The organism is Terribacillus halophilus, assembly GCF_900162685.1.
Lineage (GTDB): Bacteria > Bacillota > Bacilli > Bacillales > Amphibacillaceae > Terribacillus > Terribacillus halophilus_A.
In genome coordinates this window covers 44149-55508 of record NZ_LT727817.1, presented here as the reverse complement: position 1 = coordinate 55508, position 11360 = coordinate 44149, and the positions used below count along the sequence as shown (strand labels likewise).

The 11360-nt window shown below is 43.2% G+C and carries 16 protein-coding genes; 12 read left to right on the top strand and 4 right to left on the bottom strand.

Features of this window, described 5'->3' with window-relative positions:
- Positions 1-70 precede the first annotated feature (70 nt).
- Genes B1K52_RS00330 through B1K52_RS00320 form a run of 3 tightly spaced genes read right to left on the bottom strand, consistent with a single transcriptional unit; the run spans position 71 to position 1021 of the window.
- Positions 71-310 carry a helix-turn-helix domain-containing protein gene (locus tag B1K52_RS00330; protein WP_077303924.1) on the bottom strand — a complete coding sequence of 80 codons (240 nt, stop codon included), beginning with the start codon at positions 308-310 and terminating at the stop codon, positions 71-73.
- Position 311: 1 nt separating this feature from the next.
- Positions 312-464: a YvrJ family protein gene (locus tag B1K52_RS00325; RefSeq protein ID WP_077303920.1), complete on the bottom strand. Its 153-nt coding sequence runs from the start codon at positions 462-464 to the stop codon at positions 312-314.
- The gene (locus tag B1K52_RS00320) at positions 461-1021 is read right to left on the bottom strand and encodes a sigma-70 family RNA polymerase sigma factor (protein ID WP_179106407.1); all 561 of its coding nucleotides are present in this window, start codon (positions 1019-1021) and stop codon (positions 461-463) included. The genes B1K52_RS00325 and B1K52_RS00320 overlap by 4 nt, the downstream gene beginning before the upstream one ends.
- Positions 1022-1321: 300 nt before the next feature.
- Between B1K52_RS00320 and B1K52_RS00315 the strand changes: the two genes are divergently transcribed.
- The 11 genes from B1K52_RS00315 to rsmI all read left to right on the top strand — a co-directional run bounded on the left by B1K52_RS00315 (position 1322) and on the right by rsmI (position 8604).
- Positions 1322-1504 carry a sigma factor G inhibitor Gin gene (locus B1K52_RS00315; protein WP_077303914.1) on the top strand — a complete coding sequence of 61 codons (183 nt, stop codon included), beginning with the start codon at positions 1322-1324 and terminating at the stop codon, positions 1502-1504.
- 79 nt (positions 1505-1583) lie between these two features.
- Entirely contained in the window at positions 1584-2993 is a 1410-nt protein-coding gene (locus tag B1K52_RS00310; RefSeq protein ID WP_077303911.1) for an aminotransferase class I/II-fold pyridoxal phosphate-dependent enzyme, read from the top strand.
- A gap of 13 nt (positions 2994-3006) precedes the next feature.
- Complete coding sequence (gene tmk / locus B1K52_RS00305) at positions 3007-3639, top strand: dTMP kinase (protein ID WP_077303908.1); 633 nt, start codon at positions 3007-3009, stop codon at positions 3637-3639.
- Positions 3640-3666: 27 nt separating this feature from the next.
- A complete protein-coding gene (locus B1K52_RS00300; RefSeq protein ID WP_077303905.1) occupies positions 3667-3996 on the top strand; it encodes a cyclic-di-AMP receptor in 330 nt (109 codons plus the stop codon).
- 18 nt (positions 3997-4014) lie between these two features.
- Positions 4015-4452, top strand: a complete 438-nt coding sequence (locus tag B1K52_RS00295; RefSeq protein ID WP_077303903.1) for a YaaR family protein — start codon at positions 4015-4017, stop codon at positions 4450-4452.
- Positions 4453-4476: 24 nt separating this feature from the next.
- Positions 4477-5463 (top strand): DNA polymerase III subunit delta', encoded by a 987-nt coding sequence (gene holB / locus B1K52_RS00290; RefSeq protein WP_077303900.1) that lies wholly within the window; start codon positions 4477-4479, stop codon positions 5461-5463.
- Between the two features lie 8 nt (positions 5464-5471).
- Positions 5472-6296, top strand: coding sequence for a PSP1 domain-containing protein (locus B1K52_RS00285; protein ID WP_077303897.1), 825 nt, complete (start codon positions 5472-5474; stop codon positions 6294-6296).
- A gap of 15 nt (positions 6297-6311) precedes the next feature.
- On the top strand, positions 6312-6662 hold the full coding sequence (gene yabA, locus B1K52_RS00280) for a DNA replication initiation control protein YabA (protein WP_077303894.1): 351 nt from the start codon (positions 6312-6314) through the stop codon (positions 6660-6662).
- A gap of 71 nt (positions 6663-6733) precedes the next feature.
- Positions 6734-7480 carry a tRNA1(Val) (adenine(37)-N6)-methyltransferase gene (locus tag B1K52_RS00275; RefSeq protein WP_077303891.1) on the top strand — a complete coding sequence of 249 codons (747 nt, stop codon included), beginning with the start codon at positions 6734-6736 and terminating at the stop codon, positions 7478-7480.
- The gene (locus B1K52_RS00270) at positions 7467-7751 is read left to right on the top strand and encodes a GIY-YIG nuclease family protein (RefSeq protein WP_077303887.1); all 285 of its coding nucleotides are present in this window, start codon (positions 7467-7469) and stop codon (positions 7749-7751) included. Before B1K52_RS00275 ends, B1K52_RS00270 begins: the two co-directional genes overlap by 14 nt.
- Entirely contained in the window at positions 7729-8604 is an 876-nt protein-coding gene (gene rsmI, locus B1K52_RS00265) for a 16S rRNA (cytidine(1402)-2'-O)-methyltransferase (protein ID WP_077303884.1), read from the top strand. Before B1K52_RS00270 ends, rsmI begins: the two co-directional genes overlap by 23 nt.
- Before the next feature lie 33 nt (positions 8605-8637).
- Here rsmI and B1K52_RS00260 read toward each other — a convergent pair whose 3' ends face one another.
- Positions 8638-8916, bottom strand: coding sequence for a transition state genes transcriptional regulator AbrB (locus B1K52_RS00260; protein WP_038562480.1), 279 nt, complete (start codon positions 8914-8916; stop codon positions 8638-8640).
- Between the two features lie 456 nt (positions 8917-9372).
- Here B1K52_RS00260 and metG point away from each other — a divergent pair, with 456 nt between their 5' ends.
- Positions 9373-11331, top strand: coding sequence for a methionine--tRNA ligase (gene metG / locus B1K52_RS00255; RefSeq protein WP_077303881.1), 1959 nt, complete (start codon positions 9373-9375; stop codon positions 11329-11331).
- The last annotated feature ends 29 nt before the right edge of the window (positions 11332-11360 follow it).

Below are 11360 nucleotides of genomic sequence, written 5' to 3'. Positions count from 1 at the left end.
GTTCGCCCTGCGAGAGTAGGACGCTGCCAGGCAAGATGAAATACCTGATCCAAAATGGATCAGGTATTTTTTATATGGCGGGATAGATTGAGTGTGTAAGATTCCATTGTGGATCGACCTCTTGCATTTCGAATCGATGAATTGCTTTAATCAGCTGAATATACAGTTCTTGCTCCATATCTTCTTTCCATGCAGGAGGAGCGCTGTTGCTCAATCTTCTAATCTTTGGCTGAAAGCGGAGGAGCACTGCTTCCATAGCAGCTCTGTCGTTAGCTTTTGCTTTAAGTGTCAGGTCAAATAAGCTCTCCATATTAATTTTCTCCTTTCTGGATTTGTTCAATAAGCGCCTGCAATGTCTGTTCCAGGCGCTTTATGTTTTGTTCAAGCCGGATGAGCAGATAAAATGATACGACTATAGGGAACCCGAGGTTGCCAATCATAGAAATCAGATTATCGGTTGTCATGGTAATGCTCCTTTTGATAGAACAGTCCGCAATTTCTTAAGTGCAGACTGAATAGATTTTGAAACGGCTTGTTGAGAGATGTCTAGTTTGTCTGCTATCTCGGTATGTGTGAGCTGATGGACGAAACGCAGCTCAAGGTACTCTTTTTGCTTGTCAGGGAGCTCCTGTATCGCCGAAAAGAGTCCAGGGTCTTGAATTGCTTCTTCCCATCCATACACCTGCTGATCCTCTCTGGCAATAAGCATGTCCTTTTTACTGTTGTCGTGTTCTTCATTAATTGGCTGATCAAGGACAACTAGTTCCCGGTTTTGTTTCTTCGCAGCATGTTTACTGTAATTGCTGGCATAAAAACTGAGTGTAGTTGTAAGATAATTGGTCAACTGTATTTCAATATAAAATTGCTGAAAAGCTGAGTTGAGCCGGCTTAGATTAGCAGCAGATGGAAGACGTACTGCTTGCTCATAGATTAAACGATGCTCTTTCTCTTTTAGGAATCCATTCATTAAGGCTGCATTTGGGTGTATGTTAGTTGGCGTCTGATCATCCTTGCTGCACATCATGCAGTCCTCCCTTCCACAAAACGAACATATGTTCTATTTTAGTGTAAAAAAAATTAGCCTGTTTGAAAAGACTTTTATAAACAGTCCCAAGCTGCTCGTCCACCAGTTATTCCTGTGGCTCTTTTGCTAGGGGAGTTTCCTATAGTATATAAAAGGCAGCTAGTCCTTGAATTTACAACGTCAATACGTACAAAGCGTACAAACAACATCTGATCTAGGCAAACATAGGCTAGAATACAAGGTTAGCAGGTATAGAGTTCGTTAGTTTAGGAGAAACTATCCTAACGGAGGTGGAGAATGATGAGCAAAAGTTGCTTATGCGGTATATGTGATCAAGAGAAAAAAGAAGGAATCCATCTGTATCGCCTTTTTATATGCAGAGAATGCGAACAGAAAATTGTCCAGACTGAACCAAAAGAAGTGCAATATCATTATTTTGTGAAGAAACTTCGCAACCTTAATCAAATGACTTTCCACTAAAGCCTCTTACCAGGCTTTTTTCTTTCTGTTTTAGTCCGTATAATAAATACAAACAGATCAGTAAAGGAAGAAACACGAAATGAATCAGGAAGAAACGCCACTTTATGATAGTTTAATACAATTCGCTGAACGAAAATCGATATCATTTCATGTTCCGGGACATAAACATGGCGCGCTATTTCAGAAAGAGGATTTCTTCCGGCGCGCAGCACGTCTTGATCAGACAGAATTGTCAGGTTTGGATGATTTGCATGCACCGGAGGGAGTAATTGCGAAAGCGCAGCATTTAGCTGCAGATTACTTCGGAGCACAGCAGTCCCGTTTCTTAGTTGGCGGAAGTACTGTCGGTAACTTGGCAATGATATTGGGGACCATCCAACAGAATGAGACAGTGTTAGTGCAGCGTAATTGTCATAAGTCCATATTAAACGGACTGGAACTTGCAGGAGCGAAGCCGGTATTTTTAGCTCCTGAGTACAACGATGAGAAAGCAAGATATACACATCCATCACAGCATACAGTTATAAAAGCAATCAAGATGTATCCAGAGGCAAAAGCACTTATTTTAACGTACCCTGATTATTATGGTACAGTTTTCGATTTGAAAGTTATAGTAGATGCAGCACATGCAGCAAACATGCCAGTGCTAATCGATGAGGCACATGGCGTGCATCTTCGAACAGCAGAGTCACTTCCTCTAAGTGCACTGCAGGCTGGAGCAGATGTGGTTGTTCAGTCAGCGCATAAAATGGCTCCAGCATTCACGATGGCCTCATACTTGCATGTAAACATCGGGGGCTATGTCCAGGTGGGCGCTATTGATCGTTATTTACGAATGCTGCAGTCCAGCAGTCCGTCTTATTTGCTGTTAGCTTCTCTAGATACAGCAAGGAAGTATTTAGCTACACGCTCAGCAGAGGAGATGAATAACCTGCAGTTGACTATCGATACTTTGCGGAGCGTGCTTGCGCAATCAGATTGCTGGGAAGTAGAAAAGCCGGATGGTGACTGGCTGAAAATTGTGCTGCGGGTTAAGCCGAGTTATCAGCCAAAACAGCTTGCAGCGGAACTGGAGTCACACGGTATTTACCCAGAACTTGTCACAGATCGGCATATTTTGCTCGTGCATGGACTCGAAAGTCTGTCGCAAGAAGAACTGCAGCGAGTGGAGGAGACAATTAATGCTGTAGGAAGCTGTTCGCACAGAATGCCTGTGCATGAGGTTCGCCTCTTTACACAACCTATAACCGAACTACCTGTAAGCTATTCAGAGATGGAGCAGAAGCAGGCAAAATTTACAGCATGGGAAGAAGCAGTCGGCATGATTGCAGCTGAATCGATTATTCCCTATCCTCCTGGTATTCCGGTACTGGCAAAAGGAGAAATCGTTACAAAACAGCATGTGGAAATGATACAATTATGGAAGAATAGCAGCATCTCTTTTCAAAATGAACGGATTGCAGAAGGGATGCTTACGTATAGCAAATGAAGGAGAATGATTTTTGACAGGATTGTTTATTACGCTGGAAGGCGGAGAAGGAGCAGGCAAGACTTCTGCCATTCCGCTGTTAGCAGCTCGTTTAGAGGAAGAAGGCTATCAAGTGCTGTCGACACGTGAGCCTGGCGGTATTGAGATTGCAGAAGCAATTCGTGCTGTAATCTTAGATCCGTCTAATACAAAAATGGATGGACGTACAGAAGCACTGCTTTATGCTGCGGCGAGAAGACAGCACCTAGTAGAGAAGGTGTGGCCGGCTTTAGAAAAGGGAATGATAGTACTGTGCGATCGCTTTGTTGACAGCAGCTTGGCTTATCAAGGGTATACACGCGGACTTGGAATGGAGGAAGTGATGGAAATAAATCGCTTCGCTGTCGAATCAACTATGCCTGATTTGACACTATTCTTTGATATTTCTCCAAAAGAAGGATTAGCAAGAATCTCGGAGAATAAAGGTAGAGAGAAGAATCGATTGGACTTGGAGGCTTTATCCTTTCATGAGCGCGTCTATGAAGGGTATCAGATCCTGCAGGAACAATACAAGAGCCGCTATGTAGCACTTGATGCTGCTAAGCCGCTTGCAGAAGTAGCGGAAGAGGCTGTGCAGGCGATCATGACTTTTTTAAAGCAAAAGTAATGGAAAAGACATGGAGGAGGAATTGCGATGAAATTAGTATTAGCAATTATTCAGGATAAAGACAGTAACAGACTGACAGATGCACTCGGAGATCAGAACTACAAAACAACCAAGCTATCTACAACCGGAGGGTTCCTTAAAGCAGGGAATACGACACTTATGGTCGGTTGTGAAGATGACCAAGTAGATGATGTAATGGATATCATTAAGGATAACTGCAGCCAGCGAAATCAGATGGTGGCACCTATTTCCCCTATGGGAGGCAACGCAGATTCCTATATCCCGAACCCGGTCAAAGTAGAGGTTGGCGGAGCAACTGTATTCGTACTTCCTGTTGATTCCTTCTTCAAGTTCTAAATAAAGGAGACTATACCGTTGAAAATCGGTCCGGAGATACGTGCACAGCTGGATGCAGCACGTAAGAACACAACACAGACACCAACAGAACCAAGACGGTTTCAGGACTTGGTGCAGTCTCAAAGCAGGAAGCTGCAAGGAGCTGAGTTACAGCAGCTGATAACGGACATCACAAAGCAAGGAGAGCGGCTTGCAAAGACAAGGTCGTTTCGCGAGCTTACTTTATATAAAAGAAAGATTAAGAAATTCATGGAAGATGTAAAGGAAAATGGAATGGAGCTGCATCATGAGCATTCCTGGAACCAGAACGGAGCCCGGCGACTCACAACAGTGCGCCAGATAGATGAGAAACTAATGGAGCTGACAGAGATCTTAATGGATCAAGAAAAGCAGCAGATTGGTGTTCTCGGACTGATTGGAGAAATAAAAGGGCTCCTGTTTAATCTTTACACGTAAAGTAACTGATAAAGGAAGAACAGTATGTCTAATTGGACGGAAATGTCTGCCAAGCAGCCTGTGGTGAGCAAAATGCTCATCAACAGTCTGAAACGCGATCGAATATCTCATGCTTACATATTTCAGGGGTCGCGCGGTACTGGCAAAGCGGAATTGAGCCGCTTGTATGCTAAAAGTATTTTTTGTAAGAACCGCAAAGGTGCTGAACCTTGCAATGATTGTAAGGACTGCCGCCGTATTGATTCTGGCAACCATCCAGACCTTCATTGGATTGTTCCGGATGGTGCTTCAATCAAGAATGAACAGATTCTCAAGCTGCAGAAAGAATTTTCTTATACAGGTATGGAATCGGAACGTAAGGTATACGTCATGGAAGATGCGGATAAAATGACAGCAAATGCATCCAATCGCCTGCTCAAGTTTCTGGAGGAGCCTGGAGCGCACACAACAGCAATTCTGCTGACAGAGAATAGTCAGGCTCTGCTTCAGACAATTCAATCCAGATGCCAAATACTAGCGCTGCAGCCATTACAGGAAGAACAATTTGCGAAATTGCTTATTTCCGAGGGAATATCACAATCCTCAGCACGTCTTTTATCCCAGTTGACGAACAATTATGAGGAAGCTATGGAGATTTCCGAGCAAGAGTGGTTTGCTAAAGCGCGAAAACTAGTGGTACAATTAGTAGAAGTGCTGGAAACTAGGCCTAATGAAGCGCTTTTGTTTGTCCATAGTCAATGGATGCCTGTAATGAAGGACCGCGAGTTGCAGCAACTGGCGTTACATCTGCTATTATTGTGGTTTAAAGACATTATCTATCTTTATGCTGACAGGCCGGATTCCATTATCTATATACAGGAAAAAGACAGGCTTGAAAACAGCCTTCGCCATTGGACGAGGCAGCGAGCTACAGATTGTTTGCAGTCTATTATGGAAGCAAAACGCCAATTAGATCAAAATGTCCATCCTGCACTTGTTATGGAGAAATTAACACTTCAGATGCAGAGGTGAATTGGTAGATGCAAGTCATTGGTGTCCGTTTTAAAAAGGCGGGTAAGATCTATTACTTTGATCCAGGCAACCTTTCTGTTGCGCTGGAAGATTATGTTATTGTAGAGACTGTTCGCGGCGTAGAATTCGGACGAGTTGTACTTGCAGATAAGCAAGTAGACGAAGAGGATATTGTCCTTCCTCTGAAAAAGGTTATTCGTATCGCAACAGACAAAGATAAATATAGTGTGGCGGAAAATACAGAGAACGCTGCGCAAGCGTATAAAGTTTGTGAGAAAAAGATTCGCGATCATAAACTTGATATGAATTTGGTTGAAGTAGAATATACTTTCGACCGAAATAAAGTGATTTTCTACTTTACAGCAGACGGCCGGGTTGATTTCCGTAACCTGGTGAAAGATTTAGCGGCAGTATTTAAGACTCGGATTGAGCTTAGACAGATTGGTGTGCGTGACGAAGCAAAGCTGCTAGGCGGAATTGGACCTTGCGGCAGAATGCTTTGCTGCTCTACTTTTCTAGGAGATTTCGAGCCAGTGTCTATCAAGATGGCAAAGGATCAGAACCTATCGCTGAATCCGGCGAAGATCTCCGGCTTATGCGGAAGGCTTATGTGCTGCTTGAAGTATGAAAATGATGAGTACGAAGAGGCGAAACGTGAGCTACCGGATTTAGGTGAAGCGATTCGGACTTCTTACGGATCAGGTAAGGTAGTAGGCCTGAACATTTTGGAACGGTTGATTCAGATTGAAGTACCGGAGAAGGAACGGGTTATCGAGTATACCTTAGATGAACTGATCGAAGAAGGAGTTATCTCAACGCAAGCCATGGACTGATGGGGTGGAGAGACGGTGAATAAAAAGGAAATACTGGAGCATGTCACACAGATGGAAGAGCAGATCGGCCAGCTGTACAAGCAATTGGGTGATGTTAAAGGTCATGTAGCGGAGCTGTTGGAAGAGAACAACCGTTTAACGGTAGAGAATCATCATCTGCGCAATCGTCTAGATGGCCAAGCTGCACAGGAGCAAAAAGCTGGCAGCAAGGCCGCACCGTCTAAGGAAGCACCGATTGGCGAAGGATATGACAACCTAGCGCGTTTATATGAAGAAGGTTTCCATATCTGTAATGTGCACTTCGGCAGTCCGAGACGTAATGAAGATTGCTTGTTCTGTTTGACGTTCTTGAATAAGAATAAATGATGTGGCGGCCTTCCTTACACGCAGTAGGGAAGGTCCTTTTTTGTAATAAAATAAAGAGGGGAATTAGTTGTATGGTGGAATTAAAGGGAGATGAACGGCTAGACGACCTGCTTGCGGAGCAAAATATGCGTATTATCCAAAGTCCGACTGTATTTGCCTTCTCATTAGATGCAGTGCTTCTAGCTGATTTTGCATCTATTCCTCTTACAAAGGGAAAAATATTAGACTTATGCTCCGGTAATGGCGTTATCCCCTTATTGATGAGCAGAAGAACGAAAGCACAAATTACAGGCGTTGAAATTCAGGGGCGCCTTTATGATATGGCAGTACGCAATGTGACATTAAATGAGCTGGATGAACAGTTGGATATCGTGCATGGGGATTTAAAAGACATGCCGGCTTTCTTTGGTAACGGTCCTTTCGATGCTGTTACTTGTAACCCGCCTTATTTCAAGACGCCTGGCAAACGCGAGCAAAATCTGAATGATCATCTGACAATTGCTCGTCATGAAGTTATGTGTACATTGGATGATGTGATTCTGGCTTGCCGCAAGCTTGTCAAACCAGGAGGAAAGGTGAGTCTGGTGCATCGTCCGGAGCGAATGCTTGATATTGTTACGTCGATGCGTCAGCAGAAAATCGAGCCAAAACGCATGCGGCTTGTTTATCCGAAGCCTGATAAAGAAGCGAATATCCTGTTAATCGAAGGGGTACGTAATGGCAATCCTGGCTTAAAAGTATTGCCTCCGCTTTATTCACATACTGCAAGTGGGGGATATACGGATGAATTAGAGGAAATCCTGTATGGGAGAAAATAAGCATGTTGTCTATATATTAAAGTGCAAGGATGAAAGTTTGTATACGGGATATACGAATGCACTTGCTAACCGCTTAAAGCAGCACGCAACTGGAAAAGGTGCGAAATATACAAGAGGCAGAGGACCATTCATCTTGGTATACCTCCAATTATTCGGAACGCGACAAGCGGCATTGCGGGAGGAGTATCGAATCAAACAGCTCTCTAAGCAGCAGAAATGGAAGCTTATATTGGAAGGGGGAAGTCACCATGCAATCACAGAAAAGTTTTGAGAAGCACCAGACAGGAACACTTTTTATAATACCAACACCGATTGGCAACTTGCAGGATATTACATTGCGAGCACTGGAAACATTGAAGCAAGTACATACTGTCGCTGCAGAAGATACACGCAACACGATAAAGTTATTCAATCACTTTGATATTCAAACACCGTTAATCAGTTATCACGAACATAATCGTAAAGCGAGAGAACAAATGCTGCTGGATTTGTTAGCAGAAGAGAAAGATGTCGGGTTGGTCAGCGATGCTGGTATGCCAGCAATTTCCGATCCTGGTCAGGAATTAGTTCAAGCAGCTGCAGCAGCTGGTTATCCGGTAGTTGTACTTCCAGGAGCTAATGCAGCACTGGTCGCATTAGTTGGTTCTGGCATTTCTACTGATGCTTATCAGTTCTTCGGATTTTTGCCGAGGAAGAAAAGAGATCTAACTGGGGAATTGGAGAAACTGCGTAAGGTGACAGCAACATTGGTTTTTTATGAAAGTCCTCATCGTTTAAAAGAAACGTTATCGGCTATACACGACAGTTTCGGTGAACGCAAAGTGGCGTTAGGAAGAGAACTGACTAAACGTTATGAAGAATTTCTGCGGGGGGATTTGCAAGAAGCCGTGGAATGGGCTGCATCTGAGAATTTACGCGGCGAGTTCTGTATCGTGGTAGAAGGTGCATCAGAAGCAGAGCTGCAGGAAGCAGAGCAAGCTTTTTGGGAGAACATGAGTATACAGGAACACGTAGATTGGTATGTAGAGAAAGACGATATTCCATCTAAGCAGGCAATCAAACAAGTAGCTATTGATCGCAAGCTGTCGAAACGCGACGTTTATCAGGCCTATCATGTAGACTAAAAAAACCGCTCCATTAAAAGGAGCGGTTTTTGCTTATTTGTTCAAACGTGTTTGAATTTCATTGATTAGCTCTTCTGCACCTTCGCGGCTAAGAACTAATTTGCCATTTGCCAATGACAAGTTATCATCAGAAATTTCGCCAGTGATATGGCAAGTCATGTTTGGTTTGTATTTTTTAAGAATGATGCGATCATCATCCACGTAAATTTCCAAAGCATCCTTTTCGTTGATGCCAAGTGTACGGCGCAATTCGATTGGAATTACAACCCTTCCCAATTCATCTACTTTACGTACAATACCTGTTGATTTCATCCTTTGTTTCTCCTCTCGGGTGTATATATATGTTGATTCGTCATTATTCGACAATTTAACTAAAGCTATCGTACCAGTGATTGACATATGTGTCAATTCAAATATCTTGAAGTAAAGCGTGTTTCTTACAGTAAAAACAGGAGAAAGGGAAATGAGCAGGTCTTTTTACCTTTATTAATGTATATTTATGTAAAATAAGTAAAATAAATTAGGGGGTTTTATTGGAACAATGACAAAAGAAATGTGTCGATAAGTCGACATTATTCGACAAATTAACATGATTTGTCGGATTACTACTATAAAATACGCAGATTCGATTCCTTTTCTGTCGCATCGCGATGAAAAAAATTCAGCCGCATTGGAATTTATGCTGGAAAGTCGCTACAATAGAGGTAAGTGTAAATGCATACGAGCAGCTCATCTTAATGAGCTTTTTTGATAATGGAGGGTAAGCAGATGCAGAAAGAAAATAAAACATTTTATATTACAACGCCGATTTATTATCCGAGTGGCAAGCTACATATCGGACATGCCTATACGACGGTGGCAGGTGATGCGATGGCGCGCTACAAGCGTCTGCGTGGATACGATGTTGCGTATCTGACAGGTACTGATGAGCATGGCCAGAAGATTCAAAAGAAAGCAGAAGAAAAAGGTGTAACACCGCAAGCGTATGTAGATGATATTGTTAAGGGTATAAAAGATTTATGGAAGACACTAGAAATAACAAATACAGACTTCATTCGAACAACGGAACCGCGTCATAAAGAAACGGTTCAGAAAATATTCTCCCGTCTTTTAGAGCAGGGCGATATCTACTTAGATGAATACGAAGGCTGGTATTGTACGTCTTGTGAATCTTTCTTTACAGAAACACAGCTGCAAGACAGCAAATGTCCTGACTGTGGCGGACCTGTTGATCGTGTGAAAGAAGAGTCTTATTTCTTACGTACGAGCAAATATGCAGATCGTCTGTTAAAACATTATGAAGAAAATCCTGAATTCATCCAGCCAGTGAGCCGGAAGAATGAAATGATTAATAACTTCATTAAGCCTGGTCTGGAAGATTTGGCAGTATCTCGTACTTCATTTGAATGGGGGCCACAAGTGCTGGAAAATCCGAAGCACGTTATTTACGTGTGGATTGATGCGCTATCGAATTATATTACCGCACTTGGTTATGGTTCCGACGACGACAGCTTGTACCAGAAGTACTGGCCGGCTGATGTGCATTTGATGAGTAAAGAAATTGTCCGTTTCCATACAATTTACTGGCCGATCATGCTAATGGCGCTCGACTTGCCATTGCCGAAGAAAGTATTCGCGCATGGATGGATTCTTATGAAGGACGGCAAGATGAGTAAATCAAAGGGAAATGTGGTGAGCCCGGTTGATTTGAAAGAGCGCTATGGTCTTGATCCGCTTCGTTACTACTTGCTTCGTGAAGTGCCATTCGGTGCAGACGGTGTGTTCACACCAGAAGGCTTTGTCGATCGCACAAACTTTGACTTGGCGAATGACCTTGGTAACTTGCTGAACCGTACAGTGGCTATGATTACGCAATACAAGGGTGGTACTGTACCGGCTTATACAGCTGGAGAAACAGAATTTGAGCAGGCGCTGGAAGACATGGCAAAACAAACAGTAAAAGAAGTGGAAGACGGAATGGAAAACATGGAGTTTTCCGTTGTGCTCGCGAAGATTTGGCAGTTAGTAAGCCGAGCAAACAAGTATATTGATGAAACAAAACCATGGGTATTAGCAAAAGATGAAGCGCAGGCGGACCGTCTAGGCAATGTACTTGCGCATCTTGCAGAAGTATTGCGCCAAGTGGCAATCTTGCTTCGCCCATTCCTTGTGGAAACACCAGCGAAAATCTTTGATCAGCTTGGCGTAGAGGAAGCAAGCCAAACGTGGGATACGCTGCTTTCTTCCGAAGTGAAGGCAGGCCGCCAAGTGAAAAAAGAAGGCCCAATCTTCCCTCGTTTGGATGCCAAAGTGGAAGTGGAAGCAATTAAGAATATGATGAAGGTTCCGGAACCAGAGAAAAAGGCTAAACCGGCAGAAGAACAAGACATTGCGAAACTGCCAGAAGTGCAGTATGACGATTTCGCAAAGCTTGAATTCCGAGTGGCAGAAGTTATTGCAGCAGAGAAAGTGAAGAAGGCGAACAAGCTATTGAAAATTCAGCTGGATTTGGGTACGGAAAAACGCCAAGTTATCTCAGGAATTGCAGAGCATTACGAGCCGGAAGAATTAGTAGGAAAGAAAGTAATTTGTGTAGTAAATCTGAAGCCAGTTAAACTTCGGGGTGAAATGTCTGAGGGGATGATTCTTTCTGGTGAAAGTGCGGATGGAAAACTGGCATTGGCAACAGTGGAGCAAGCTTTACCGAATGGTTCCATTGTAAAATAAAGAAGGAGAGGGAGACGCTTGTACACAAG

What these genes read in the sequence shown, in the direction of transcription:
- B1K52_RS00330 (WP_077303924.1), bottom strand. Translation starts at nt 310, where the DNA reads ATGGAGAGCTTATTTGACCTGACACTTAAAGCAAAAGCTAACGACAGA.
- B1K52_RS00325 (WP_077303920.1), bottom strand. Translation starts at nt 464, where the DNA reads ATGACAACCGATAATCTGATTTCTATGATTGGCAACCTCGGGTTCCCT.
- B1K52_RS00320 (WP_179106407.1), bottom strand. Translation starts at nt 1,021, where the DNA reads ATGTGCAGCAAGGATGATCAGACGCCAACTAACATACACCCAAATGCA.
- B1K52_RS00315 (WP_077303914.1), top strand. Translation starts at nt 1,322, where the DNA reads ATGATGAGCAAAAGTTGCTTATGCGGTATATGTGATCAAGAGAAAAAA.
- B1K52_RS00310 (WP_077303911.1), top strand. Translation starts at nt 1,584, where the DNA reads ATGAATCAGGAAGAAACGCCACTTTATGATAGTTTAATACAATTCGCT.
- B1K52_RS00300 (WP_077303905.1), top strand. Translation starts at nt 3,667, where the DNA reads ATGAAATTAGTATTAGCAATTATTCAGGATAAAGACAGTAACAGACTG.
- holB (WP_077303900.1), top strand. Translation starts at nt 4,477, where the DNA reads ATGTCTAATTGGACGGAAATGTCTGCCAAGCAGCCTGTGGTGAGCAAA.
- B1K52_RS00285 (WP_077303897.1), top strand. Translation starts at nt 5,472, where the DNA reads ATGCAAGTCATTGGTGTCCGTTTTAAAAAGGCGGGTAAGATCTATTAC.
- B1K52_RS00275 (WP_077303891.1), top strand. Translation starts at nt 6,734, where the DNA reads ATGGTGGAATTAAAGGGAGATGAACGGCTAGACGACCTGCTTGCGGAG.
- B1K52_RS00270 (WP_077303887.1), top strand. Translation starts at nt 7,467, where the DNA reads ATGGGAGAAAATAAGCATGTTGTCTATATATTAAAGTGCAAGGATGAA.
- rsmI (WP_077303884.1), top strand. Translation starts at nt 7,729, where the DNA reads ATGCAATCACAGAAAAGTTTTGAGAAGCACCAGACAGGAACACTTTTT.
- B1K52_RS00260 (WP_038562480.1), bottom strand. Translation starts at nt 8,916, where the DNA reads ATGAAATCAACAGGTATTGTACGTAAAGTAGATGAATTGGGAAGGGTT.
- metG (WP_077303881.1), top strand. Translation starts at nt 9,373, where the DNA reads ATGCAGAAAGAAAATAAAACATTTTATATTACAACGCCGATTTATTAT.